The organism is Acidovorax sp. 99, from assembly GCF_003096455.1.
Lineage (GTDB): Bacteria > Pseudomonadota > Gammaproteobacteria > Burkholderiales > Burkholderiaceae_C > Acidovorax > Acidovorax delafieldii.
In genome coordinates, this window is record NZ_QEKU01000001.1 from 3157433 (window position 1) to 3181343 (window position 23911).

At 64.7% G+C, this 23911-nt stretch carries 24 protein-coding genes and 1 tRNA gene; 9 read left to right on the plus strand and 16 right to left on the minus strand.

Features of this window, described 5'->3' with window-relative positions; all coding sequences use genetic code 11:
* Positions 1-202: 202 nt before the first annotated feature.
* From C8C95_RS14735 to C8C95_RS14770, 8 genes are all read left to right on the plus strand, one after another.
* On the plus strand, positions 203-940 hold the full coding sequence (locus tag C8C95_RS14735) for an endonuclease/exonuclease/phosphatase family protein (protein WP_099731073.1): 738 nt from the start codon (positions 203-205) through the stop codon (positions 938-940).
* 37 nt (positions 941-977) lie between these two features.
* Positions 978-2222 (plus strand): cardiolipin synthase ClsB, encoded by a 1245-nt coding sequence (gene clsB, locus C8C95_RS14740; protein WP_116749061.1) that lies wholly within the window; start codon positions 978-980, stop codon positions 2220-2222.
* Positions 2223-2339: 117 nt separating this feature from the next.
* Complete coding sequence (gene folE, locus C8C95_RS14745; protein ID WP_056060424.1) at positions 2340-3065, plus strand: GTP cyclohydrolase I; 726 nt, start codon at positions 2340-2342, stop codon at positions 3063-3065.
* A gap of 2 nt (positions 3066-3067) precedes the next feature.
* Positions 3068-3490, plus strand: coding sequence for a BLUF domain-containing protein (locus C8C95_RS14750; protein WP_056060427.1), 423 nt, complete (start codon positions 3068-3070; stop codon positions 3488-3490).
* Positions 3491-3696: 206 nt separating this feature from the next.
* A complete protein-coding gene (locus C8C95_RS14755) occupies positions 3697-4578 on the plus strand; it encodes a DMT family transporter (RefSeq protein WP_116749062.1) in 882 nt (293 codons plus the stop codon).
* Entirely contained in the window at positions 4575-5423 is an 849-nt protein-coding gene (locus tag C8C95_RS14760; protein WP_116749063.1) for a DUF429 domain-containing protein, read from the plus strand. The genes C8C95_RS14755 and C8C95_RS14760 overlap by 4 nt, the downstream gene beginning before the upstream one ends.
* A gap of 91 nt (positions 5424-5514) precedes the next feature.
* A complete protein-coding gene (locus C8C95_RS14765; RefSeq protein ID WP_116749064.1) occupies positions 5515-5745 on the plus strand; it encodes a hypothetical protein in 231 nt (76 codons plus the stop codon).
* 390 nt (positions 5746-6135) lie between these two features.
* Positions 6136-6807 carry a histidine phosphatase family protein gene (locus C8C95_RS14770; RefSeq protein ID WP_116749065.1) on the plus strand — a complete coding sequence of 224 codons (672 nt, stop codon included), beginning with the start codon at positions 6136-6138 and terminating at the stop codon, positions 6805-6807.
* 15 nt (positions 6808-6822) lie between these two features.
* On the opposite strand, the gene C8C95_RS14775 is transcribed toward C8C95_RS14770, so the two are convergent.
* The 9 genes from C8C95_RS14775 to C8C95_RS14815 all read right to left on the minus strand — a co-directional run bounded on the left by C8C95_RS14775 (position 6823) and on the right by C8C95_RS14815 (position 17348).
* The gene (locus tag C8C95_RS14775; RefSeq protein WP_133246238.1) at positions 6823-7593 is read right to left on the minus strand and encodes a hypothetical protein; all 771 of its coding nucleotides are present in this window, start codon (positions 7591-7593) and stop codon (positions 6823-6825) included.
* Between the two features lie 745 nt (positions 7594-8338).
* A complete protein-coding gene (locus tag C8C95_RS14780) occupies positions 8339-9682 on the minus strand; it encodes a tetratricopeptide repeat protein (protein ID WP_116749067.1) in 1344 nt (447 codons plus the stop codon).
* A 23-nt stretch (positions 9683-9705) separates the two neighbouring features.
* Complete coding sequence (locus tag C8C95_RS14785; protein ID WP_099731067.1) at positions 9706-10314, minus strand: hypothetical protein; 609 nt, start codon at positions 10312-10314, stop codon at positions 9706-9708.
* Between the two features lie 106 nt (positions 10315-10420).
* A complete protein-coding gene (locus C8C95_RS14790) occupies positions 10421-11824 on the minus strand; it encodes an amidase (protein ID WP_116749068.1) in 1404 nt (467 codons plus the stop codon).
* Between the two features lie 131 nt (positions 11825-11955).
* On the minus strand, positions 11956-13446 hold the full coding sequence (locus C8C95_RS14795; protein WP_116749069.1) for an ABC transporter substrate-binding protein: 1491 nt from the start codon (positions 13444-13446) through the stop codon (positions 11956-11958).
* A 106-nt stretch (positions 13447-13552) separates the two neighbouring features.
* Positions 13553-14434, minus strand: a complete 882-nt coding sequence (locus C8C95_RS14800; protein ID WP_116749070.1) for an ATP-binding cassette domain-containing protein — start codon at positions 14432-14434, stop codon at positions 13553-13555.
* A complete protein-coding gene (locus C8C95_RS14805) occupies positions 14431-15468 on the minus strand; it encodes an ABC transporter ATP-binding protein (protein ID WP_116749071.1) in 1038 nt (345 codons plus the stop codon). The genes C8C95_RS14800 and C8C95_RS14805 overlap by 4 nt, the downstream gene beginning before the upstream one ends.
* Positions 15469-15501: 33 nt before the next feature.
* Positions 15502-16380: an ABC transporter permease gene (locus tag C8C95_RS14810; RefSeq protein WP_056060465.1), complete on the minus strand. Its 879-nt coding sequence runs from the start codon at positions 16378-16380 to the stop codon at positions 15502-15504.
* Between the two features lie 5 nt (positions 16381-16385).
* The gene (locus tag C8C95_RS14815; RefSeq protein WP_116749072.1) at positions 16386-17348 is read right to left on the minus strand and encodes an ABC transporter permease; all 963 of its coding nucleotides are present in this window, start codon (positions 17346-17348) and stop codon (positions 16386-16388) included.
* A 208-nt stretch (positions 17349-17556) separates the two neighbouring features.
* Here C8C95_RS14815 and C8C95_RS14820 point away from each other — a divergent pair, with 208 nt between their 5' ends.
* Positions 17557-17814 carry a YfhL family 4Fe-4S dicluster ferredoxin gene (locus tag C8C95_RS14820; RefSeq protein ID WP_056060470.1) on the plus strand — a complete coding sequence of 86 codons (258 nt, stop codon included), beginning with the start codon at positions 17557-17559 and terminating at the stop codon, positions 17812-17814.
* A gap of 101 nt (positions 17815-17915) precedes the next feature.
* Here the strand turns inward: C8C95_RS14820 and pth are convergent, their stop codons facing one another.
* From pth to C8C95_RS14855, 7 genes are all read right to left on the minus strand, one after another.
* Positions 17916-18524 (minus strand): aminoacyl-tRNA hydrolase, encoded by a 609-nt coding sequence (gene pth, locus C8C95_RS14825; RefSeq protein WP_116749073.1) that lies wholly within the window; start codon positions 18522-18524, stop codon positions 17916-17918.
* A 202-nt stretch (positions 18525-18726) separates the two neighbouring features.
* Entirely contained in the window at positions 18727-19362 is a 636-nt protein-coding gene (locus C8C95_RS14830) for a 50S ribosomal protein L25/general stress protein Ctc (RefSeq protein ID WP_056060476.1), read from the minus strand.
* Between the two features lie 160 nt (positions 19363-19522).
* A complete protein-coding gene (locus C8C95_RS14835; protein ID WP_116749074.1) occupies positions 19523-20497 on the minus strand; it encodes a ribose-phosphate pyrophosphokinase in 975 nt (324 codons plus the stop codon).
* A 46-nt stretch (positions 20498-20543) separates the two neighbouring features.
* Positions 20544-20620: transfer RNA gene (locus tag C8C95_RS14840), tRNA-Gln, on the minus strand.
* Between the two features lie 30 nt (positions 20621-20650).
* Positions 20651-21508 (minus strand): 4-(cytidine 5'-diphospho)-2-C-methyl-D-erythritol kinase, encoded by an 858-nt coding sequence (ispE, locus tag C8C95_RS14845; protein ID WP_116749075.1) that lies wholly within the window; start codon positions 21506-21508, stop codon positions 20651-20653.
* A gap of 70 nt (positions 21509-21578) precedes the next feature.
* Positions 21579-21995, minus strand: a complete 417-nt coding sequence (locus tag C8C95_RS14850; RefSeq protein WP_243415697.1) for a lipoprotein insertase outer membrane protein LolB — start codon at positions 21993-21995, stop codon at positions 21579-21581.
* A 110-nt stretch (positions 21996-22105) separates the two neighbouring features.
* A complete protein-coding gene (locus tag C8C95_RS14855; RefSeq protein WP_116749076.1) occupies positions 22106-23884 on the minus strand; it encodes a tetratricopeptide repeat protein in 1779 nt (592 codons plus the stop codon).
* Positions 23885-23911 lie beyond the last annotated feature (27 nt).

Consider the following 23911-nt stretch of genomic DNA (forward strand, 5'->3'; position numbering starts at 1 on the left):
GGGCGCCTCATGGATACTGACTCTCGCTGCTTCGTTGACGTTCGCTTGTCGAGTGGGCACGCTACGCATTTGCCAGCACCGCGCTGGGCGCGCCATGCGGCGTTGCTCCTTTTTGCGGGCATGAGCCCGCCGCGTCCTCGCGCCTTGCCTGGCGCACCCATCGCGACGCTGGCGAGCGCGTTCAATTACCCCTCCTAGGACCATGCAACACGACGACATCCTGCGCGTAGCCACCTACAACATCCACAAGGGTGTGCAAGGCATCGGGCCCGCGCGGCGGCTGGAGATTCACAACCTGGGCCTGGCGGTGGAGCAGCTCGACGCCGACATCGTTTGCCTGCAGGAGGTGCGCAAACTGCACCGGCGCGAGGCGGCCTACTTTCAGCGCTGGCCTGATCTGCCGCAGGCCGAGTTCCTGGCGCCCGAAGGCTACGAGGCGGTGTATCGCACCAATGCGGTCACCAAACACGGCGAACATGGCAACGCGTTGCTCACCCGTTGGCCGGTGATCGGGCACCAGCATGAAGACATCTCGGACCACCGTTTCGAGCAGCGCGGGCTGCTGCATGTGGAGGTGGATGTGCAGGGCCGCAACGTGCACGTGATCGTGGTGCACCTGGGCCTGATCCCTGGCAGCCGCATCCGCCAGGTCGAGCGCCTGCAGGGCTTCATCGAGCGCGAGGTGCCCCCCGGTACGCCGCTGGTGGTGGCCGGTGACTTCAACGACTGGGGGCAGCAGCTCAAGCGCATGCTGGCAGGCTTTGGCCTGTATGAATGGGATGCGCCCCGCACCTTCACCTACCCCGCACGCCTGCCCCTGGCGCAGCTGGACCATGTGTATGCGCGCGGGCTCACGCCGCTGTCGCTACAGGTGCCGCGTGGCCGTATTTGGTGGCGCATGTCGGACCATCTGCCCCTGATCGCGGAGTTCCGGCTGTGAGGCGTTGCCGTGGTGTGCGCGGTGGCGGGGTGACGGGATGAGGCGCAAGTCCTTTGCGCAGGCCCCGGGCACCGGGCCCGCCGACGACCACCAGGTCCGGCTGCTGCAAGGCGCCGAGGAGTTCTTTCCGGCGCTCACCGAGGCCATGGATGCTGCGATGGCGGACATCCAGTTCGAGACCTATATCTTTGACTTCACCGGCGCCGGAGCCACCGTGGCCCAGGCGCTGATGCGCGCTGCAGCGCGCGGCGTGCGCACCCATCTGGTGGTCGATGGCGTGGGCACGGGCGCGTTGCCCAAGGCCTGGGCCGATCAGTTTCAGGCCGCCGGGGTGCAGTGCAGCGTGTATTCGCCGCTGGGGCCGCTGGGGCTGCTGCTGCCACACCGCTGGCGGCGCCTGCACCGCAAGCTGTGTGTGGTGGATGGGCGGGTGCTGTTTTGTGGCGGCATCAATGTGCTGGACGACTTTCACGACCCCAACCACGGCGCGCTGGAGGCCCCCCGTTTTGACTTTGCCGTGCGGGCCACGGGCAGCCTGGTGGCATCGGCCAGCGACACCATGGACCAGCTCTGGTGGCGCATGCAGGCCGTGCGCGACGCACGCCAGCGCCGCTTGCCGGAGGCCCTGCAGGCCTTGCGCGCGGCCAGCGCGGCACGGCACGCGGAGCAGGGCGGCAACCCCGGCGCAGGCCCGCCTGTGCGCGCCACCCTGGTGCTGCGCGACAACGTGCGCAACCGCAGCCGCATCGAGAAGGCCTACCGCCGCGCCATCGGCGCAGCACGGCACGAGGTCATCATTGCCAATGCCTACTTCATGCCCGGCGGCAAGCTGCGCCGCGCGCTGGTGATGGCCGCGCGCCGGGGCGTGCGCGTGCGTCTGCTGTTGCAAGGGCGGTACGAATACTTCATGCAGTACCACGCAGCCCGGCCCGTGTATGGCGCGCTGCTGGAGGCCGGGGTCGAGATCTACGAGTACGCCCCCAGCTTTCTGCACGCCAAGGTGGCCGTCATCGACGCGCAGGGTGACCGGCCCTGGGCCACGGTGGGCTCGTCCAACCTCGACCCGCTTTCCCTGCTGCTGGCGCGCGAGGCCAACGTGGTGGTGGAAGACGCCGCCTTTGCCATCGACCTGCGCCAGCGCCTGGTGCACGCCATGCAGCACGCGGGCCGCCGCATGGACCCTGCGCGCTATGCCGGCCGCCCGCTGCGCCAGCGGGTGCTGGACCGCGTGGCGTTTGGTCTCATGCGCCTGGCGCTGTGGGTGACTGGCAAGCGGTACTGAGGGCGCCTTTGCCGAGATTGCTATATTATTAATAGCTTCTCAGGCATATTCCACTAGCGCTTGCTGCCTAAAACCCTTGTAATTGATCAAACTGGGTTCGCTGGTACGATGCCAGCCATGTCCAGCCAACCTGCCGCCGATATGACGCCCACCTCACCGGACGAAGGCACGCCCGTTTCCGTCAAGATCCGAGAACGCCTTGCCGCCGCGCGCAAGCGCTTTCACGCCAACGACAACATTGCCGAATTCATCGAGCCCGGCGAGCTGGAAAAGCTGCTCGACGAGGTCGAGGTCAAGATGCAAGGCGTGCTCGACAGCCTGGTGATCAACACCCAGGGCGACCACAACACCAACAACACCGCGCGCCGCGTGGCCAAGATGTACCTCAACGAGGTGTTCCGCGGCCGCTATGTGGCGCAGCCGCCCATCACCGAGTTCCCCAACGCCGAGCACTTGAACGAGCTGATGATCGTGGGCCCGCTCACCGTGCGCAGTGCCTGCAGCCACCACTTCTGCCCCGTCATCGGCAAGATCTGGATCGGCGTGATGCCCAACGAGCACACCAACGTGATCGGCCTGTCCAAATACGCGCGCCTGGTGGACTGGATCATGGGCCGCCCCCAGATCCAGGAAGAAGCCGTGGTGCAGCTGGCCGACCTGATCATGGAAAAGACCCAGCCCGACGGCCTGGCCATCGTCATGGAAGCCAGCCACTTCTGCATGTCCTGGCGCGGCGTGCGCGACAACGACAGCCGCATGATCAACTCGGTCATGCGTGGCGTGTTCCTCAAGGACAGCGCCTTGCGCCGTGAATTTTTGTCCCTCATCCCTGGAAAGAACTGACCATGCTGGTACGCCTGCTTTACGCCAGTCGCGCGGTCGATACCTCGCCCGCCGCCATTGAAGCCATCCTGACGCAGTCGCGCCAGCACAACCCCGGCAGCGGCATCACCGGCGTGCTGTGCTACGGCGGCGGCGTGTTTTTGCAAGCCATCGAGGGCGGACGCTCTGCGGTGAGCGAGCTGTACGGCCACATCCAGAAGGATACGCGCCACAAGAACGTGGAGCTGCTGCACTACGAAGAAATCGCCGAGCGCCGCTTTGGCGGCTGGACCATGGGGCAGGTCAACCTGTCCAAGATCAACCACTCCATCCTGCTCAAATACTCCGAAAAGCCCGAACTGGACCCGTATGCGGTGTCGGGCAAGGTGTCGTTTGCGCTGCTTGAAGAGTTGATGGCCACCGCCTCCATCATCGGCCGAGCTTGAAAAGCGGGGCGCTTGGCTACTGCGCGGCCTGATCCCGGGCCTGCGGTACTCGCCGCACGGGAGTGCGGCTGCGTTCCTCCACCCAGGCTGAGGCCGCTCGCTACGCCAATCACCCCACTTTTCTTCGTTGTCCTGAACTCGTCATTGCAGCCGCAGCCCACAGGGGCTGCGGCTTTTTGCATTCCAGCCCTCTCTCTTTCTGACCCGTGACCTTCACCGCCTTCGCCCTCATCATCCTCGCCGGCCTCATCCACGCGTGCTGGAACATCGTGGCCAAGAAGGCCGGGGGGGACTCGCGGTTTGCGTTCTTCACCTCGGTGATCATGATGGTCGTCTGGGCGCCGCTGGGCTGGTACCTGGGGCGCGACGCGGTGCCGCAGTGGGGCGCGGTGGAGTGGGGCTTCGTGGCCGCCAGCGGGCTGCTGCATGTGGCGTACTTCGTCATCCTGCTGCGCGGCTACCGTGTGGCGGACCTCACCGTGGTGTACCCGCTGGCGCGCGGCTCGGGGCCGCTCTTGTCGTCGCTGGTGGCCATCACGCTACTGGGCGAGCAGATCTCCGCGCTGGGCGCTTTGGGCATCGTGGGTGTGGTCGGGGGCGTGTTTCTGATTGCGGGCGGCCCGGGCCTGCTGCGCGCCGCCCACGACCCCGCTGCGCGGGCTCGGGTGCACAAGGGCATGTTGTATGGCCTGCTCACAGGCGCGTTCATTGCCAGCTACACGGTGGTCGATGGCTATGCGGTCAAGTTTTTGCTGATGTCGCCCATCCTGGTGGATTACATGGGCAACTTTGTGCGCGTGGGCCTGCTGGCGCCGGTGGTGCTGCGCGACCTGCCCACGGCCCGAACGCTCTGGCTGGCCCAGTGGCGTTTTGCGCTGGCCGTGGCGGTGGTCAGCCCGGTGGCCTATGTGCTGGTGCTGTACGCCATGCAGCAGGCGCCCCTGTCGCACGTGGCCCCAGCGCGCGAGGTGTCCATGCTGTTTGCAGCGCTGATCGGTGGGCATCTGCTGGGCGAGGGTGACCGCGTGGCGCGCATTTTTGGCGCGCTGTGCATTGCGACAGGCGTCACGGCCCTGGCCTTGGGATGACGGCCGCCGCACCACAACCTCTGCTGCTGGGCTGCGACTTCTCCAGCAGCCCCACGCGGCGCAAACCCATCGTGCTTGCGCTGGGCCAGCGCCAGGGCGCGCGCGTGTCGCTCACCACGCTGCAGCCGTTCGACACCCTGGCCGCGTTTGGCCAGTGGCTGGCGCAGCCCGGCGACTGGGTGGGCGGGTTCGACCTGCCTTTTGGCCTGCCGCGCGAGCTGGTGCAGGCGCTGGGGTGGCCCACTGACTGGCTGGCGTGTATGCAGCACTACCGCAGCCTCAGCCGCGAGCAGATCCGCGCGCAGTTTGCGGCGTTCTGCGATGCGCGCCCCGTGGGTGGCAAGTTTGCCCACCGCGCCACCGACGGCCCCGCAGGCTCCAGTCCTTCCATGAAATGGGTGAACCCGCCCGTGGCCTACATGCTGCACGCAGGCTTGCCGCTGCTGCTGGACGCGGGCGTGCACCTGCCCAGCCTGCACGCAGGCGACCCCCGCCGCGTGGCGCTGGAGGCCTACCCCGGCCTGCTCGCGCGCGAGGTGCTGCAGCGCCGCAGCTACAAAAGCGACGACCGCGCCAAGCAGACGCCCGACCGCCTCATCGCCCGCAAAGACCTGGTCAACGCGCTGGAGCTGGGCCAGACCCGCCTCGGCCTGCGCCTCAAGCTCAGCCATGCCCAGCGCGACGCGCTGGTGCAAGACGCCAGCGGCGACAGCCTGGACGCCGTGCTGTGCCTGCTGCAAGCCGCCTGGGCCGAGCAGCGCCATGCCGAGGGCGATGCGCTCTATGGCCTGCCGCCGGGGCTCGACCCGCTGGAAGGCTGGATCGTCACGGCTGACAAGCCCTGAGCCCTGACTGACGATCCCGCCGCTTTTCCGGGCATCGGCACGCCGCAGGCTGCGTAGCATGGGCGGGACACGTTGAATGCATTGTTTGCCCATGCCTATCGCCCCCCGCCTTCCGTGCGCGCTGTTCGCGCTGGTCGTCTTGCTGGCCCCGCTGCTGGTACAGGCCGCCCCCGCGCCCTGGTACTACTGGCGCAGCCTGGTCGACGGTCAGCGTGTGTGCGCCCAAACCTCGCCCGGCTCGGGCTGGGAGCAGGACAGCTCCGCCTACGAAGGCCCCGGCTGCCAGCCGCGCCGCAAGGTACTGGTTGTGCCCATGCGGTGACGGGTCGCTCGGTAGGTGGTGTACAGGCGGTTGTTATAAAAAACATAGCTATCAGCGCTTATTACATAAGCGCTTGCGGGCAAAAGAGCTTGCAATGCTGTGTGTACATTCGATAATGGCGGGAGCGTGCTATGTGCTTTTACGTGCCCACATTGGGCCAGTAGGCCAGTGATCGCAAGGCGCGGACTGCCGCCAAGGCTGGTGGCCTTGGCAAGGTCTGCAACGCCGCGAGCGCTGGCCTACTGGCCCAACCCTGTGGGAAAGCCGGGGAAAGGCCCGGCAACGTTGTTACAAGCCGCTTGCAGTATGCATACTGCGGCGCGCCTTGCGCCTAGTTGCCGGGCCTTTCCCCGGCTTTCGTGGACACGTAAAAGCACATAGCACGCTCCTATGACCGAACTCATCCTGATCCGCCACGGCGAGACCGACTGGAACCGCGAGCTGCGCTTTCAGGGCCATGTGGACGTGCCCCTGAACGCCACCGGCCACGAACAGGCCCGCCGCCTGGCCGAGCGCCTAGCCGCAGAGCGCCCCGTGGTGCACCACCTCATCTGCAGCGACCTCATCCGCACCCAGCAGACCGCCACGCCCAGCCTGCAGGTGCTGTTCCCTGAGGCCCGCATCGACACCTTCACCGACAGCGCCCTGCGCGAGCAAAACTTTGGCGTGGTGGACGGCAAGCGCGTGGACGACGTCAAGCAGGACCACGCCGACGCCTGGAGCCAGTGGCTGCGCTTTGAAGCCGACTACGGCATGCCGGGCGGCGAGACCACCCGCCAGTTCCACACCCGCGTGATGGACGCCGTCTACCGCATCGCCCAGCAGCACAGCGACCAGACTGTGATGGTCGTGACCCACGGCGGCGTGCTAGACATGATCTGGCGCACGGCACGGGGCACGGGGCTGGACGGCCCGCGCCAGAGCGACATCCCCAATGCAGGGCTTAACCGGGTGCGGGTGAGTGGCGAGGCGGTGGAAGTTCTGGACTGGGCCGACGTGCGGCACCTGGCGGATTTGCCGGAGCAGCCCGTGTATGACCAGACGAAGTTGGTGGTGCGGTGAGTTTGACCGTGGTCTTTACCCGCCTGCATAGATGACACCCGGGCGTGTACCGTCCAGGTCGTCAGTGCTGGGGTCCTGCACGGGCTCCGTACCAAACATTCGCCCCAGTGAAACAAAACGGTAGTTGCCCTGCCGGTCGGTATAGACGGCAACTCCTTGCGGAGTCAGTGCGATGGGATACCAGTCTCCAGCAACACGTTCGTCGGTTTGCTGGCTGACCAGCTTACCGTCCGCTCCGTACAGTCTTAGTTCTCCTGTAGTCGCAAGTTGGCGGATGCCTTGCTTGGCGTTGAAAGCGCGCACCGAGTGCAGTACAAACTGTCCGCCAGGGGCCAGGCTGAGTGCAGGTTCAGGATCGCCGCCAGGAATTCTCTCGATCCGTACGATGCTGCGCCGCGTGCGGTGCAGTAATGCATAAGCCGCACTCTGGGCATCCTGAGACGCGGTGTATCCAATCAGCACCGTGTTGGCAGATGTCGCGAGCGGGGTGGCAAATGTCAACGTGGTGCCGCCTTCGTACTGGCTGAGCTCTGCATGCAGTTCAGAAGCAGTGTCGATGTCAGCCGGTTGCGGCTTTAGCCGCCCGTCGGAGCTGCGTGCAATGCGTGGCGGGGTTCCGTTGAGTACGTCAAAGCTGCCCAGATCCTGTCGGCCCTGAAAAGTCCATGCAGGCACTGAAAAGTGGAGGAGGCTGTAGGGCATGCGCCCGCTTGTGTCGTCGCGCTGCAACCGAGCTGACGCAACGACGAACGCCATCCCCTCATCTTGAGGGAAGGCTTCGGTCAACGAGACTGGTCTGGCCAAGCAACTGTCAGGTCGCGCGCCTGCTGCCGGCAGCTTGGCCACGGCGGGAGGGCTACCGCTGCGGTCTGACAGTTGGAAGCTTGCTACCTTGGTCTGCTTCGCCAGATCCAGGTGGTCAACGGTGCCGTTGCAATACACCACATACAGATGTTGTGCGTTCTTTGTACCGCTGGTCGTCGCAGGCGCGCCTGTTGGAGAAGCGGTGGTTGTAGTCTCGGGGGAGCATGCCGCGAGAAGCCAAGACAAGGCCAGTACGCCGGAGGCAGCTAGCAGACCGCGTGGGCGAGCCGCAGTGGAATCAGAGGTTGTCAGCACGTTCAGAAGTCCGATTGGGCGAAGTACCTTGCATTCGTTCAAGCCATTGGCATATCCGTTGAAGCGCGAAGTGTGTCCAACCCAAGCTGCTCTTGCGTAGTCCGGTAGTGACACTGACAAGGCGGGTAGCCCTTACGAGGTACGAGCGCGATTTAGTCCGGTCACCAAATTGCGAAAACCTTCTCTCTGGAAGGCACAACGTGGGGGCGGTGAGGGTTGTAGTGGCATTCTGCTGAGTCAAACACACTGCTTCCCGTTCAACGCTCAGAAAAAAGCCCTCGATTGTCATTCCCGAACACTCGAGAAATCCTAATTGACCAAGCTTTGACTGTATCTGCGTGTGAAGGTTGTTAAGGCACTCTCGGTTCGGTCAGTACCAGTCTCAAAGGGCCGCAGTAGGTGATGTCTAGGTTCAACTAGGCAAACTAAGCGCTGCGTTAATCACCCCCATCTGCCGCGCCAGCCTCACCGACTCCGGCTGCCCATTCACTATCGGCTGCAACACGTTCTGCACCGCCGCCCACTGCCCGTTGCGCTGCAGTGCGTCCAACCAGATCTGGTGAAACAAATCCCGTTGCGCATGGCTGCCTCCAATCTCCACCAGCCGGGGCAGGGCCACGCCCAGTTTCTCCACCGCCGTCGCCCAGTCGCCCTGCGCATGTGCCAGCAGGCCGTGGGCGGCGGGCACGCACACCTGTTGCCACACGGTGCGCTCCTGCGCCTCGGTGCGGGTGGCGGCGTGGGCCTCGATGCCTTGTTGCAGCGTGCGTGCTGCCTCCATGCGCCCGGCACGGGCCAGGCCGTAGAGGTATTGCAGGTCCAGGAAGGGCAGCACATGGTCGGCAAGGCGTTGCGCGAGGTGGTTGGCTACGTCGGTCCAGCGGTCACCGACATCCACGCCTGCCAGCTCCAGCCGTGCGAGCAGGGACACGGCGTTGATCTGGTCCTGGGTGTATTCCTTGACCACGCCCCAGACCTGGCTGTCGTAGAGCGCCAGCACCTCGGCGTGCCGGTCCTGCTCCAGCAAAAACAGCGCCTGGTGCCACCAGTTGTGCGTGACCATGAAGGAGTTCAGGCCCGTCCAGGTGTTGCCCACGCTAGCCATAAAGTCGGTACCTTCGCGGATGCGGCCCTGGGTCAGCATGACGTGGGCCAGCGCGTGGTGGGCCCAGGGCTCTTTGCGGCACAGGCTGATGGCGTGGCGGGCGGCGTTTTCGGCCTCTGGCAGGCGGTGGCATTGCTCCCAGCCAAAGGCGAGCATGCCGTGCAGGTACGGCACTTCGGCCGCTGCGGGCAGGGCCTGCAGCGCCAGGCGCAGCATGCCCGGGGAGTCGCCCCGGTTGAACAGATGGTATTGGCCGAGCTTGAGGGAGGCGAGGTCGCGCGGGTGCAGGCGGGCTTGCTCTTCGTGCAGTGCAATGGCGCGGGGCAGGTCGCCATCCACCCAGGCAGCGATGGCGGCCACAAAGCGTTGCTCACGCTCGGTAGCATCTGCGGCACGGGCCAGGGCCTGGTCGATGAAGGGGCGCGCGTTGCGCGGGGCGTCTGCCGACTCGGCAAACATGTGCAGCGCCGCGCAGCTGGCCTGAACGATGGGGCTGGTGTCGGCCGCTGCGTTCAGCACGTTCACCGCGCGGGCTTCGCAGGCGATGAAGCCTTCTACAAAGTCATTCAGCGCTGCCGCGCTGGTGGCGTCGTGCAACGTGATGGGGTTGCCCAGGCTGTCGGTCATGCGGGTGTGCGTGGAGGATGGCATGGGGCATTGTTGGGTCGCTGGGCTCAGCCGCCGTTGATCAAGGTCACGTAGGCGTTGCGGGTTTCGGCAGACACCGACGCCACGAGCTGTTCATGCGGCGTCTGGTGCCGCGCCAGCATGCGGGCGCTGGCCACCGTTTTGGACTTGCAGTACCAGTGGCAGGTGTGCTGCATCAGAAACAGCTCGGCCGTCATCATGTAGGCGCGGTCCTTGGGCGACAGGTGGCTGGTGTTCTGCACCACATGGGCAATGCCGCGCGCGTGGATGGCCAGGGCTCGGCGCACGTCAAAGGTCATGGCGGGCAGCAGCTTGTCGGCAAACGGGATCGGCACGGAGAGCCGGCTGACGCGCGCGTGGGCTTCGTCCACCTTGGCAAAGTCGGCGGCAAAGCGGCTGAACTGCTCGCTCAGCTGCGACTCGGTGGTGCTCAGCAGGCTCCAAATCTGGCTGCGGCGCTCGTCGGTGCTTTCACCCAGGGCGCGCAGGTAGCCGTCGGTCAGCGCCTCCATCAGCTTTTCGATCTGGTAGTTGGCCAGGTGTTTGCCCAGCAGCGCAATGCGCTTGCGCTGCTCTTTGGCATTGAGCATGAAGGTGCCGGTGGCGATGAGGATCGCCAGGATGATGATGTCCATGCGGTGTGGGGTGGTGGTTGGTAGGGCGGGGGGGCTCCAGCGGTGGTGCCAGCGTCAGAGCGTATTCCCCCAAGGTTACCAACAACAACGCACGACAGATGCAGGGTTATGCCGCAGGCGGCTGGGGCCATGCCCGCTGGGGTTCGCGGATCAGCTCGAACGCGTGCGCCACCTGCAGCACGCCCAGGTCGTCAAAACGTGCGCCCGCAATCTGCAGGCCGATGGGCAAACCAGCGCGGGTGTAGCCGCAGTTGACCGAGGCCGCAGGTTGCTCGGACATGTTGAATGGCACGGTAAACCCGATGTGCTCCAGCGGCCGTAGTGGGTCGTTGGTGGGCGAGGGCAGCTCGGCCTGGAAGGCGACGTTGGGCGCCACGGGCGAGATCACATAGTCGAACGCGCTGCAGGCCTTGACGGCGGCCACGCGCGTCAGGTGGAACTGGTGGCTGGCGGTGAAGACCTCGGTGCCGCTCATGCCGGCGGCACTGTCGGCCCAGGTGCGGATGTAGGGCAGCACCTTGTCGCGCCGCGCCGCAGGTAGGGCCTGCAGGTCTATGTGGGAACGCATGCGCCAGAAATGGTCCATGCCGTCGAGCATGGCCTGGGTCATGAAGGGCGCCATGGGCACGATGGTGGCGCCGGCGGCTTCCATGAGTTTTGCTGCGCGCTCCACGGCGGCCTTCACTTCGGGCTCCACGGGCAGGCCGCAGCCAGCATCCAGCAGCAGGCCGATGCGCAGGCCGCGCAGGCGTTCGGCGCCCTTGTTGAACTGGCTCCACGCGATGTCCTGGTAGGGCAGGCTCATGCTGTCACGCGCGTCGGGCAGGCTCAGCACCTGCATCATCAGCGCGGCGTCGGCCGCGGTGCGGGTCATGGGGCCGGCGGCGCGGCCGGTGTAAGGTGGGTCAATCGGGATACGGCCCAGGCTGGGCTTGAGGCTGAAGATGCCGCACCAGCTGGCGGGCAGGCGCAGCGAGCCGCCAATGTCGGTGCCGATGTGCAGCGGGCCGTAGCCCGCAGCGGCCGCCGCGCCACCGCCGGCGCTGGAGCCGCCCGGGCCCTTGCTCACGTCCCAGGGGTTGCGCGACAGCGGGTGAAAGGTGGACAGGCCGGATGACAACATGCCGTAGTCGGGCATGGTGGTCTTGGCGACGATGACGGCACCTGCCTCGCGCATGCGGGCGGCGGGGGGGGCGTCAGCTGCGGCGGGCACCAGCTCAACGGCGGCCGTGCCCAGCGGGGTGGGGTCGCCTTCGGTGGCAATGTTTTCCTTGATGGTGCTGGGCACGCCGTCGAGCAGCCCCTTGGGCTCGCCGCGCAGCCAGCGGGCCTCGGAGGCACGCGCCTGGGCCAGGGCGGCCTCGGGGCGCAGCAGGTAGGTGGCCTGGATGTGGGGCTCCCACCGTTCGATGTGGGCCAGCACGGCCTGCGTGACCTCAACCGGTGACAGCTTGCGCTGGCGGTAGGCGGCAATCAGGTCGTGGGCGGGCAGGTCGTGCAGTTCGGTCATGGCGTGGTGGGTGGTCGCCGTAGCGGCGTTTATCAATAAAAAAAGGCTGCAAGCGCTAGTGGATCAAGCGCTGGCAGCTATTGTTTTAGGAGTATTGGCTCCTGCACGCGCCGCGTTGCGGCGCGTGGCTATCAGGACCAGGACAGCGCGGAGATGTCGTTCACGAACACGGGCATGTCTTTCCACAGGCCCTTGAGGTTCTTGTTGGCCACCGTGATCCACTGGTTGGAGTACAGGAAGGCGTGCACCGAGTCCTCGGCCAGCAGGCGTTGCGCATCGCCCAGCAGCTTGGCGCGGTCGGCGGGGCGGGCGGCGTTCTTGATCTGGTTGAACAGGTCGTTGAACTTGGGCGAGTTGTAGGCCCAGTAGTAGTCGGGCTTGGCAAAGTTGCCCAGGTCAAAGGGCTCCACGTGGCTGATCACGGTCAGGTCGTAGTTCTTGCTGCCGTAGGTACCGCTGAGCCACTGCGCCCATTCCACGTTCTGGATCTTGGCGACGATGCCGACCTTGGCCAGCTGGGCTGCAATCACCTCGCCACCCTGGCGGGCGTAGGGCGTGGGGGGCAGCGTCATCGTCAGCTCCAGCGGCGTCTTGATGCCGGCTTCGGCCAGCAGCTTCTTGGCCTTCTCGGGGTCGTAGGGGTTCACGCCCGTGGTGTCCACGTAGCCAAACGCGCCGGGCACGTAGTGGCTGCCGATAGACGCGCCGTAGCCGTCGCCCGCGCCTTCAATGACGGCCTTGCGGTCAATGGCGGCGGCAATGGCGCGGCGCACGCGCACGTCGTCCAGCGGCTTCTTGCCGTTGTTGATGGCCAGGATGGTCTTGGCGCGCGAGCCGCTGACCACCACCTGGAACTTGGGGTTGGCCTTGAACTGCGCCACGCTGCGCGGCGTGACGCGCGGGAAGGCGTCCACGTCGCCCGCCAGCAGGGCCGCCACCTGGGCAGCCGGGTCGGAGATGAAGCGGAAGGTGGCGCGCTTGATCTTGATGGCCTTGGCATCGCGGTAGTCGGCCCAGGCGGTCAGCACGACCGACGAGCCCTTGTTCCACGCCTGCAGCTGGTAGGGGCCGGTGCCCACGGGCTTGTTGGCGTTGGTGTCGGCGCTCTTGGGCTCCACGATGATGGAGGTGGCCTGGCCCAGCACGAACAGCAGGTCGGGGTCGATCTCCTTGTTGAGCAGCACGACGGTGTAGTCGTCCACCACCTGGGTGGTGATGCCTGCAAAGGTGCGCTTGTCCTTGTTGGTGCTCTTCTCGCCGCCTGCGCGGTCGTACGAGAACTTGACGGCCGCAGCGGTGAAGGGCTCGCCGTTCTGGAACTTCACGCCACGGCGCAGCTTGAAGGTGTAGGTCTTGAGGTCGGGCGAGACCTCCCAGCTTTCGGCCAGCAGGGGCGACACGCTGCCGTCGGGGTTGATCTTGGTGAGCGTCTCGAAGATGTTGTACTGAACGATCTCGGCGATGGCGGAGGCCGCACCGGCGGTGGGGTCCAGGCCTGGGGGCTCCAGCGTCATCGCCAGCGTCACCGCATCTTTGCGGCCTTGCGCCAGGGCGCCAAGCGAGGTGGTCAAGGGCACAGCGGCGATGGCGCCAGTGGCAAGGACGGTACGGCGGTTCAGCATGTTCGGACTCTCCAGACAAAAAACCAGACAACAACCATAAAGACCCCCGGTGCAATTTGTTACCGGGGAGGAAAGAAGCTTTTTACACCATCACACCTGCATGTGGTTATGCGGTTTTTGCCGTTGCCGCAGCGGCTGCCGCACGGCGCGCCCGCGCGCGGCCGGGCTGCACCTGCGGCACGGCGCCCACCAGCGACTGTGTGTACGGGTGCTGCGCGTTGCGGAACAGCTCGCCCGGCGAGCCGCGCTCCACGATGCGTCCCTGGTACAGCACCACCACCTCGTCGCACAGGTGGTTGACCACCGCGAGGTCATGGCTGATGAGCATGTAGGTGATGCCGAACTGCTGCTGCAGGTCTTGCATCAGGTTGAGCACCTGGGCCTGCACCGACACGTCGAGCGCGCTCACCGGCTCGTCGGCCACGATGAGGCGGGGCCGGGTGATGAGGGCGCGCGCAATGGCAATGCGCTGGCGCTGGCCGCCGGAAAACTCGTGCGGGTACTTGCCAAGGTCGTTGGTGCGCAGGCCCACCTGCGACAGCACCTGGGCAGCCTGCTCGCGCTGCTCGGCGCGCGTGGTCTGGCCTTGCGCCTGCAGCGGCTCGGTCACGATGCGCTCCACCGTCTGGCGCGGGTCCAGCGACCCGTACGGGTCCTGGAACACCATCTGAAAATCCCGGCGCGCCTGGCGCAGCTGCTCGGCGGGCAGCTGGTGCAGGTTGCGGCCCAGCAGTTCCACCGTGCCGGAGGTGGGCGCATCGAGCGCCATCACCAGCCGTGCCAGGGTGGACTTGCCCGAGCCCGATTCGCCGACGATGCCGAGGCTGCGGCCTGCGGCAATCGAGAAGTTCACGCCGTTGAGCGCATGCACCTTGCCCGGCGGGCGAAACAGGTGCTCGCGGGGCAGTGTGTATTCGCGCACCAGGTCGGTCACCTGGAGCAGCGGCGCGGTGGTTGGCGCGCCGGTGGTGTGGGGTGCCTGGGTCATGCAGCCACTCCGATGACGTTCACCACGCTCGCACTCTGCGCCTCGGCAATGGCTTCGCGCCGCAGGCAGCGCACCAGGTGGTCGCCGTCGGCATCGGTGGCCACCAGCGTGGCCTCGGGCTGCTTGTAGTGGCAGTCATCCACCGTGTAGCTGCAGCGCCCTGCAAACGGGCAGCCAGCGGGCAGGTCCACCAGCTCGGGCACCGTGCCCGGAATGGTGGACAGGCGCGGGCGTTGCCCGGGCGCATGCACGGCACCCAGGTGGGGCCGTGCTGCGAACAGCCCGCGTGTGTAGGGGTGCGCCATGGCCGAGAAGACCGAGGCGGTGGAGCCGCTTTCGACCACGCTGCCGCCGTACATCACCATCATGCGGTCCACGTTCTGAGAGATCACGCCCAGGTCGTGCGAGATGAGGATGAGCGCCATGTTGCGCTCGGCCACCAGGTCGCTGATGAGGTCCAGGATCTGCTGCTGGATGGTCACGTCCAGCGCTGTGGTGGGCTCGTCGGCAATCAGCAGGTCTGGCCCGCAGGCCAGTGCCATCGCAATGGTGATGCGCTGGCGCTGCCCGCCCGAGAACTGGTGCGGGTAGGCGTCAAAACGCTGCGCGGCGTTGGGGATGCCCACGCGGTCCAGCAGGGCAATGGCTTCGGTGCGTGCGGCTGCCGCATTCATGCCCCGGTGCAGGCGCAGCGGCTCGGCCACCTGGCGGCCAATGGTGTGCACGGGGTTGAGGGCCGTCATGGGCTCCTGGAACACCATGCCAATGCGGTTGCCGCGCATCTTGCACATCTGTGCATCGGTGCGGCCCACCAGCTCTTGCCCATCAAAGCGGATGCTGCCGGTGACCTGTGCGCTCTCTGGCAGCAGGCCCATGAGCGACATGGCGGTGATGGACTTGCCGCAGCCGGACTCACCGATCAGGCCCAGGGTTTCACCGCGCGCCAGCGAAAAGCTCACGCCGCGCACGGCATCGGCGGGGCCCCGGTGCGTCTGCAGGCGGATGCGGAGGTTGGAGACTTCTAACAGAGACATCGTGGAATGCAGGTGGTCTTCGGTGCGGAGCTGTCAGCGTTTGCGGGAGAGGCGGGGGTCGAGCAAATCGCGCAGCCCGTCGCCCAGCAGATTCAGCCCCAGCACCGCCAGCGCAATCGCCATGCCGGGCCACACCGCCAGCAGCGGGGCCTGGAACATCAACGTCTGTGCCTCGCTCAGCATGCGGCCCCAGGAAGGCTGGGGCGGCTGGGTGCCCAGGCCCAGGTACGACAGGGCGGCCTCGGCCAGGATGGCGATGGCGAACTGGATGGTGGCCTGCACGATGAGCACCGACAGGATGTTGGGCAGCACGTGTTCCAGCGTGATGCGCCAGCTGCCTTTGCCGCAGGCACGTGAGGCCAGGATGTATTCGCGCGACCACACGGCGTTGGCCGATGCGCGCGTGACGCGTGCAAACGTCGGGATGTTGAAGATGCCGATGGCGATGATGGAATTCACAATGCCTGCACCAAACACCGCCGTCATCATGATGGCTGAGAGGATGGCTGGGAAGGCAAACGTGAAGTCCGCCAGCCGCATGATCAGCTCTTCCACCCAGCCGCGCTTGGCGGCGGCCAGCAGGCCCAGGGCCGTGCCGATGGTGAGGCCGATGCCCACCGCGATCACCCCCACCAGGATGGAGTTGCGGGCGCCCACCAGCAGCAGCGAGGCCACATCACGGCCAAAGGCATCCGTGCCCAGCCAGTGGGTACCGGAGGGACTCGCCAGCTTGTTGGCCAAGTCCATCTCGTAGGGCGACCAAGGCGTCCAGACAAAGGAGAGCAGCGCAGCAAGGATCAGCAGCGCCGACAACACGGCGCCGATGACAAAACTGCGGTGGCGCAGCGCGCGGTGCAGCCAGCCGGGGGCGGAGGGCGTGGAAGAGGAGGGGGGGGATACAGCGGCGCTCATGGGGATCAGATGTCGGAAGCCTTCACGCGGGGGTCGATCACGGCATAGAGGATGTCCACGACGAAGTTCACGATCACCACCATGGCGGCGAGCAGCATCACGCAATTGCGCACCACGATCAGGTCGCGGTTGGAGATGGACTGGAAGATCAGGCGCCCGAGGCCGGGCAGATAGAACACGTTCTCGACCACGATGGTGCCCGCCAGCAGGTTGGCAAACTGCAGCCCCATCACGGTGACCACCGGGATCATGGCGTTGCGCAGCGCATGGCCCCACAGTGCAGCGCGCTGCGTGAGGCCCTTGGCGCGGGCGGTGCGTACAAAGTCTTCACGCAGCACCTCCAGCACGGCCGAGCGGGTGATGCGCGCCAGGATGGCTGCCTGCACTACGGCCAGCGCAATGGCGGGCAGCAGCAGGGCTTTGAGGGCTTCTAGCGGGCTGCCGCCAGCGTCTTCAGTCCAGCCCGGAAAGCCACCGGCCGAGAACCACTGCAGCTTCACCGAGAACAGCAGGATCAGCAGGATGGCGAACCAGAAGTTGGGGATGGCAATGCCGATCTGCGCCAGGCCCATCACGCCCACGTCACCCAGCTTGTTGTGGCGCGCCGCGGCGTACACACCGGCGGCCAATGCCAGCACCGTGGTGATCACCATGGCCATCAGGGCCAACGGCACGGTAAGCGCCAGGCGCTCCAGCACCAGGTCGAGTACGGGCGAGCTGTAGGCGTAGCTGTCGCCCATGTTGCCCACCACCAGGCCGCTCACCCATTGCCAGTAGCGCAGGCTGGCGGGCTGGTCCAGACCCAGCTTGGTGGCCAGAGCCGCCACCGCATCGGGAGAGGCATCGGGACCCATCAGAATCTGCGCGGCATTGCCCGGCAGGATTTCCAGCACCAGGAACACGACGATGGAGGCGCCAATCAACGTGGCCAGGAGGGTGACAAACCGCTTGAGAAAAAACAGGCCCATGGGTGGGGTGCGTTGGCAGGTGGGTCAGACGCAGGGGCGTCAAAATTAATGTGTATACACAGCATAACGGTAAAAACGTCCCCGTCAGCGGTGGTGGGTCGCAGTGTGGCACGCAAGGCACATGCCACCGGCGCGGGATAATACGGAGCATGAACTGCGCCGCTCGCTCCGTTGCCCCTGTTTTTGGCCCCGTGCACTGGGAGGCTGTATGGCGCTGATGATCACGGACGAGTGCATCAACTGCGATGTGTGCGAGCCCGAGTGCCCCAACCAGGCGATCTACCTGGGGCAGGAGATCTACGAAATCGACCCGAATAAGTGCACAGAATGTGTAGGGCATTTCGACGAGCCCCAGTGTGTGCAGGTCTGCCCTGTGGCCTGCATTCCAGTGAACCCGCAGCACGTGGAAAGCCGCGAAACCCTGTGGCAGAAGTTCCAGCGGCTGCAGGCGTCCACGCCGACGTAATTTGAGCCAAACCGACCGCTTGCGCTAGTGGGTCATGCCTTGGGTGCTATTGAATAAATAGCGATATCCACAGCACAACGGCTGGATGGACTGGTGGCTCTTCAGTCCTCCACAGGCCGAGGGGGCTTGGGGCGCGGCGGTTTGGTGGTGTGGATGAGCAGCGTGGCTTTTTCCATGTCCCCCGCCAACAGAGCGAGGTAGGCCTTGAGCGAGTGGGCGATGCTGTCCTCGATCAGCGTGCGCTGGTCTGGCGACGGTTTCTTGAGCACCCAGTTGGCGACTTCGCTTTTGACGCCCGGATGGCCGATGCCGATGCGCAGGCGCCAGTAGTCGGGCGAGCCCAGCTGTCCGTGGATGTCACGCAGGCCGTTGTGCCCGGCATGGCTGCCGCCGCGCTTGAGCTTGACCTGGCCCGGTGCAATGTCCAGTTCGTCGTGCACCACCAGGATTTCCTCGGGCAGGATCTTGAAAAAGCGCGCCAGCGAGGCCACCGACTTGCCCGAGAGGTTCATGAAGGTCTGCGGCTCCAGCAGCCACACGTTCTGGCCGTGCACCGTGGTGCGTGCCACCAGGCCGTGGTAACTGCGCTCGGGCACCAGCGTGGTCTTGAGTTCGCGCGCCAGGGCATCAATCCACCAGAAGCCGGCGTTGTGCCGCGTGTCCTCGTAGTCTGGCCCGGGGTTTCCCAGGCCTACAAACAGCTTGATCATGTGCGGGATTATCGGTGGCTGGGGGTGGAGAAAGGCCGACAGCATTGCTGCCGCTGCCTGAGGATGCAGTCGGCGAGAGAGAGGTGCGGCGTGCAAAGTGCGCCACACCAATGAAAACGGCCCACGCAAGGTGGGCCGTTTCGTGGTCAACACCGCAAAGCAGGTTGACCGGGTGAAGTGATTGAGGTCGTTAACCGGCGAATTACTTCTTGCCCTTGCCCTTGCCCTTGGCATCGGCAGCAGGAGCGGCTTCAGCAGGGGTCTCGACGACCACGACTGGAGGCACCACGGACACCAGCACGGGGTTGTTGTTCTGGCCACCACGGACCTTGGCCACCACGCCCTTGGGCAGCTTGATGTCCTTCAGGTGCAGGGAAGCACCCTTTTCCAGCTTGGACAGGTCCACAGCGATGAATTCGGGCAGGTCCGAAGGCATGCAGGTCACGTCCAGTTCGTTCACGATCGGGTTGACCATGCACTTGTCCACCTTGACGGCGTTGGACTCTTCTGCACCGCTGTAGTGCAGTGGCACCTTCAGGTGCAGCTTGGTCTTGTCGTCCACGCGCTGGAAGTCGATGTGCAGCACCAGTTGCTTGTAGGGGTGGTATTGCACGTCACGCAGCACAACCTTGGACGTGGCGCCAGCCACTTCCATGTCCAGCACGCTGGAGTGGAACGCTTCCTTCTTGAGGGCGTGCCACAGTGCGTTGTGGTCCACCTCGATCAGTTGTGGCTCGGTAGCACCACCGTACACGATGCCAGGCGTCTTGCCCGAATTACGCAGACGGCGGCTCGCACCCGTACCCTGCTTGGCGCGCTCAAAAGCGACGAAGTTCATAGTTAGCTCCTGAAAAGGGTGGACCGCGACCAGTCGTACCCCGATTAAAAAAGACCTGTGACGCCTTCATGGCGGCAGGCCTGCGCATTGCTCTCGAACAGACAAGCCTCCCGAAGGAGGCCTGCGTGCAATCCGACTGCAACGCTCCCGGGGGAGCGTGTCAGAACAGGTTGTCCTGGTCCGAGAACAGACTCATGACCGACTCACCCTTGGCAATGCGCTGGATCGTTTCGGCGATCAGCGGGGCCACGGAGAGTTGGCGAATCTTGGAACATCCCTTGGCGTTGTCGCTCAGCGGGATGGTGTTGGTCACCACGACTTCATCGAGGGCTGTGCCCTTGGCGATGCGTTCGATGGCAGGACCCGAGAAAATGGGGTGCGTGCAGTAGGCGTACACCTTCTTGGCACCGCGCTCCTTGAGCACTTCGGCAGCCTTCACCAGCGTGCCGGCGGTGTCGATCATGTCGTCCATGATCACGCAGTTGCGGCCTTCGATTTCGCCGATCACGTGCATGACTTCCGACACGTTGGCCTTGGGGCGGCGCTTGTCGATGATGGCCAGGTCACAACCCAGCTGCTTGGCTAGTGCACGGGCTCGCACCACGCCACCCACGTCGGGGGAAACGACGATCAGGTCTTCGTAGTTCTTCTGGCGCAGATCACCCAGCAGCACTGGCGACGCGTAGATGTTGTCCACGGGGATGTCAAAGAAACCCTGGATCTGGTCGGCGTGCAGGTCCATGGTCAGCACGCGGGCCACGCCCACGGCTTGCAGCATGTTGGCCACCACCTTGGCCGTGATGGGCACACGGGTCGAGCGGGGGCGGCGGTCCTGGCGGGCGTAACCGAAATAAGGAATCACAGCGCTGATACGTTCAGCCGATGCACGCTTGAGCGCATCGACCATGATCAGCAGTTCCATGAGGTTTTCGTTGGTGGGTGCGCAGGTGGACTGCACCACGAAAACGTCACGTGCACGCACGTTTTGCTTGATTTCGACGGTGACTTCACCGTCAGAGAAGCGACCCACGTCAGCCGCACCGAGGGTGGTGCCGAGGTGTTGGGCAATTTCAGCTGCCATGCCAGGATTGGCATTGCCGGTGAAAACCATGAAGTCGGGGTGGTTGGCTTGCATGAGCGTCCCAGCAGTCTGAAATAAAAGCCCGTACGCGGAAAGCGTTTGGCAGGGGAAGAAGGATTCGAACCTTCGCATGCCGGAATCAAAATCCGGTGCCTTAACCAGCTTGGCGACTCCCCTACACAGGTCAATTGCCGAGGGCAACCAACCTTAAATTTCTCCTGATGCCCAACCTGCCAGAGGATGAACCATCAGATTTTCACATGCCTTCACTTGCCAGCCCTCGGGGGCTCCGCTCAAGTCAACTGCGTGTGACATATGCGCAAACACCGCACTGCCTGAGCCTGTCATTCTGCCTTTGAGGCCGCGATCTTTGAGCCATTCAATGGCTTGTAAAACATCGGGGCAAAGAGCCTGAGCAACTGGCTGCAAGTCGTTTCGACCGAAGTCAAAGTGTGCTGCAGCAAAGCCTAAGATTGTAGCACTATCTGAATCGCGTTTCAAACTTGGTGACGAAAAAATTTCTTTTGTCTCCAAACCTGCTGCGGGCTTCACGATCACAAAGCTCGCTTGCGGTAGCTGGTGCACTTTCTCAAGCGGCGTGATTGTCTCACCAATTCCCTCCACCCAAGCGTTGTGACCGCATAAAAAAAACGGGACGTCAGCGCCCAGCTGCAAACCGATCTTTGCCAATGCGTGTCTTGGCAGGTTCAGCCCCCACAGCCGGTTCAAAGCCAGCAGCGTGGTGGCAGCATCCGAAGAGCCGCCTCCCATGCCTGCCTGCGCAGGCACGCGTTTCAGAACGCCAATGTGAGCCCCCTCGCTGCAGCCCGTTGCAGCCTGCAGTGCATGTGCAGCGCGGACCGAGAGGTCCACTTCGGGCAGCGCTGTGGACAGGTCTTCCCGCGAAATCAATCCATCCGTGCGGCGTTGGAAGTGCAGGGTGTCGCACCAGTCCACAAGCATGAACACGGACTGCAGCAGGTGATAGCCGTCAGCACGCCGTCCGGTGATGTGCAAAAAAAGATTGAGCTTGGCCGGGGCTGGCACGTCATACAAGGCTTGCATGGGGCGAAAGAGTGGGGAGCGAGGTTTTGCTGTGCGAACGGCTCTGCTGGCCGCAGCAGTTTGCAGGCCGTCAGGGAGTCAGCGCAATGCGCAGCGTGGCGGTAGGCTGCGGGTCGCTGCGGCGTGCCGTCAGCCGCCCGTCTGCAATGCCGGTAAGGTCTGCTTGCCACCCCGTCGCACTGGCCTGGGTGCCCTTGAGCCAGCTGAACAAGGCGGTCACGGGAATGCGAGTGCCGGTCACGTCCTGGAGCAGCGTGTCCAGGGAATCAGAGGTACGGGTGTCCTGACCGCTAAGCAGCTGCGCGTGACCATCTTTCCAGTCGAGTTGCGCAATGCGATTGCCAAAGGGGCTGAGCAAAACGAGTCCACCCGCCTGGGCGGTGCCGCGCAGCTCGAACATGGCGGAAAAAGACTGCGAGGCCTGCCCGTCGATCTGCAGGGCAATGCGCCCACTCCAGCTGTCTTCAGCCAGGGGGGCTTTGGCCATTGGCTGCGCACAACCTGTGAGCCACAGCGCCCACAACACCAGCCACCATGCCCACCGGTGAGGAAGAGTCCGTAGCCGACTGTTTGAAGTGGCGCTGAAAAGGCCTTGCATCAGAGGGAGGCCCCGAGGCGTTTCAGGGTCTCTTTGAGGGTGTCGTTGTCAGGGCTGGCACGCTGACCTTCTTTCCAGACGCGTGCCGCACCGTCCCTGTCGCCCATGCTCCAGAGCACCTCGCCCAGATGTGCAGCAATCTCCACATCGGGCCGTGCCTTGAAGGCTACTTCAAGGTGTTTGCGGGCGTCTGCCTTGTTGCCCAGGCGAAACTCCACCCAGCCAAGGCTGTCCATGATGAAGGGATCGTTGGGGGCGAATTCCAATGCCTTCAAGATGAGCTGTTTGGCCTCGGCCAGCCGCACTCCGCGGTCTGCGAGCGAATAGCCAAGGGCGTTGTAGGCGTGGTGGTACTCTGGCTGGCGTGCGATCACCTGACGCAACAGCTTCTCCATCGTGTCTGGCTGGCCCGCCTTTTCGGCCAGCATGGCCTGGTCGTAGACCAGCTCGGCGTCGTCCGGCGCCAGGGCCACCAGTTCGACTTGTACCTTGTAGGCTTCCTGGTACAGGCGCTGGTCGCGTAACAGCTGCACTTCGGCCATCAGCTTCATGCGTTGGCTGTCTGCTGAATTGCCTGGCAGGTTGCGCAACAAGGCCCGCGCCTGGGTGAGCTTGCCCTGGCGTGCCAGCAAGGATGCGCGGCGCGTCTGCGCACCAAAGACTTCCTCTGCGTTGTCGATCCGTGCGAGCCAGGCTTCTGCGCCTGCAAAGTCTTTCTTTTTCTCGGCAATCTGCGCGTGCAGCAGGTACGCTTGCGTGAGGCTCTTTTGCCGCAGGTCGGTGTCACCAGCTGCAGATGCCAGTTCCATGAACCGTTGCAGCGATGCCTCTGCGGCAGGCAGGCGGTTGTCCTGGTACTGCAAGGTGGCGGCCACCAACCATGCCTCTGCCAGGTCAGGCTTTTCCTTGGTGACCGTCTCCAGCTGGCGACTAGCCTCGGGGTAGCGCTGAAGGCCCAGCAATACCCTGGCATACGCCATGCGCAGGTCCGGAATGGGTTGCCTGGACAGCGTTTGCGTCACGATGGGCTCTGCGTCCAGCAGGCCTTCGTCCATCAGCTCCAGCGCCAGCCGGGCCGCGCTTTCGCTGGCATTGTCCAGGCCCTGGGCCCTGCGTGCTGCGTCGAGCGCACCGGCCTTGTCGCCCGCTGCAAGTCTTAAGCGGCCCAGCGACACCCAGGCCTCGGGCCCGGTGGCGGGATTGGTGAGTTCATTGACCAGGGCCTGTTCCACCACCTTGGCGGCCAGCGCTTTGTCACTCGCGCGTCCATACAGTTGTGGCAAAGATGCCAGCGTTGACGCCTTGGTCCTAGGAGAGGCTTGTGCCAGTTCCTGGCGCAGCAAGTCCGGTGTTTCTGCGATGCGGTTCAATGCGATCAGGATCTGCAGCACATATTGATTGGCCTCGCGCGACTGGGGCAGGGCTTCCTTCCAGGCTCGGGCTGCGGCCAGGGCGTATTCGCCTGATCGTGATTGCAATGCAATGTCTGCAGCCCTTTGGTAGAGCTGCCCGTCAGCGCTTCGGCGCGCAGCCTCCAGCATGAACGCGTAGCCTGCGCCTGGGTCCCCGGTTCGTGCACTGATCTCGCCCAGAAAGATTTCGTAGAACAGCTCTGCGTCCAACGCGGGGTTGGACTCTACCGCAGGGGGCTCGCTCGGGGGGCGGTTTTCGCCGGCGGGCTTTTGGGCCCAAGCTGAGTGGGCGGACGCCGCAATCACGGTGACCAAGGCGACGGTACGAAAGCTGTGGGATAACACCATCGGGCCATAATAATCCATGCCTGTTAAGCCGTTGCCCGGTTGTTT

Excerpts from the sequence above, each read along its gene's own strand:
- C8C95_RS14735 (WP_099731073.1), top strand. The coding sequence starts at position 203 with ATGCAACACGACGACATCCTGCGCGTAGCCACCTACAACATCCACAAG.
- clsB (WP_116749061.1), top strand. The coding sequence starts at position 978 with ATGAGGCGCAAGTCCTTTGCGCAGGCCCCGGGCACCGGGCCCGCCGAC.
- folE (WP_056060424.1), top strand. The coding sequence starts at position 2,340 with ATGTCCAGCCAACCTGCCGCCGATATGACGCCCACCTCACCGGACGAA.
- C8C95_RS14750 (WP_056060427.1), top strand. The coding sequence starts at position 3,068 with ATGCTGGTACGCCTGCTTTACGCCAGTCGCGCGGTCGATACCTCGCCC.
- C8C95_RS14760 (WP_116749063.1), top strand. The coding sequence starts at position 4,575 with ATGACGGCCGCCGCACCACAACCTCTGCTGCTGGGCTGCGACTTCTCC.
- C8C95_RS14765 (WP_116749064.1), top strand. The coding sequence starts at position 5,515 with ATGCCTATCGCCCCCCGCCTTCCGTGCGCGCTGTTCGCGCTGGTCGTC.
- C8C95_RS14770 (WP_116749065.1), top strand. The coding sequence starts at position 6,136 with ATGACCGAACTCATCCTGATCCGCCACGGCGAGACCGACTGGAACCGC.
- C8C95_RS14780 (WP_116749067.1), bottom strand. The coding sequence starts at position 9,682 with ATGCCATCCTCCACGCACACCCGCATGACCGACAGCCTGGGCAACCCC.
- C8C95_RS14785 (WP_099731067.1), bottom strand. The coding sequence starts at position 10,314 with ATGGACATCATCATCCTGGCGATCCTCATCGCCACCGGCACCTTCATG.
- C8C95_RS14790 (WP_116749068.1), bottom strand. The coding sequence starts at position 11,824 with ATGACCGAACTGCACGACCTGCCCGCCCACGACCTGATTGCCGCCTAC.
- C8C95_RS14795 (WP_116749069.1), bottom strand. The coding sequence starts at position 13,446 with ATGCTGAACCGCCGTACCGTCCTTGCCACTGGCGCCATCGCCGCTGTG.
- C8C95_RS14800 (WP_116749070.1), bottom strand. The coding sequence starts at position 14,434 with ATGACCCAGGCACCCCACACCACCGGCGCGCCAACCACCGCGCCGCTG.
- C8C95_RS14805 (WP_116749071.1), bottom strand. The coding sequence starts at position 15,468 with ATGTCTCTGTTAGAAGTCTCCAACCTCCGCATCCGCCTGCAGACGCAC.
- C8C95_RS14810 (WP_056060465.1), bottom strand. The coding sequence starts at position 16,380 with ATGAGCGCCGCTGTATCCCCCCCCTCCTCTTCCACGCCCTCCGCCCCC.
- C8C95_RS14815 (WP_116749072.1), bottom strand. The coding sequence starts at position 17,348 with ATGGGCCTGTTTTTTCTCAAGCGGTTTGTCACCCTCCTGGCCACGTTG.
- C8C95_RS14820 (WP_056060470.1), top strand. The coding sequence starts at position 17,557 with ATGGCGCTGATGATCACGGACGAGTGCATCAACTGCGATGTGTGCGAG.
- pth (WP_116749073.1), bottom strand. The coding sequence starts at position 18,524 with ATGATCAAGCTGTTTGTAGGCCTGGGAAACCCCGGGCCAGACTACGAG.
- C8C95_RS14830 (WP_056060476.1), bottom strand. The coding sequence starts at position 19,362 with ATGAACTTCGTCGCTTTTGAGCGCGCCAAGCAGGGTACGGGTGCGAGC.
- C8C95_RS14835 (WP_116749074.1), bottom strand. The coding sequence starts at position 20,497 with ATGCAAGCCAACCACCCCGACTTCATGGTTTTCACCGGCAATGCCAAT.
- ispE (WP_116749075.1), bottom strand. The coding sequence starts at position 21,508 with ATGCAAGCCTTGTATGACGTGCCAGCCCCGGCCAAGCTCAATCTTTTT.
- C8C95_RS14850 (WP_243415697.1), bottom strand. The coding sequence starts at position 21,995 with ATGGCCAAAGCCCCCCTGGCTGAAGACAGCTGGAGTGGGCGCATTGCC.
- C8C95_RS14855 (WP_116749076.1), bottom strand. The coding sequence starts at position 23,884 with ATGGATTATTATGGCCCGATGGTGTTATCCCACAGCTTTCGTACCGTC.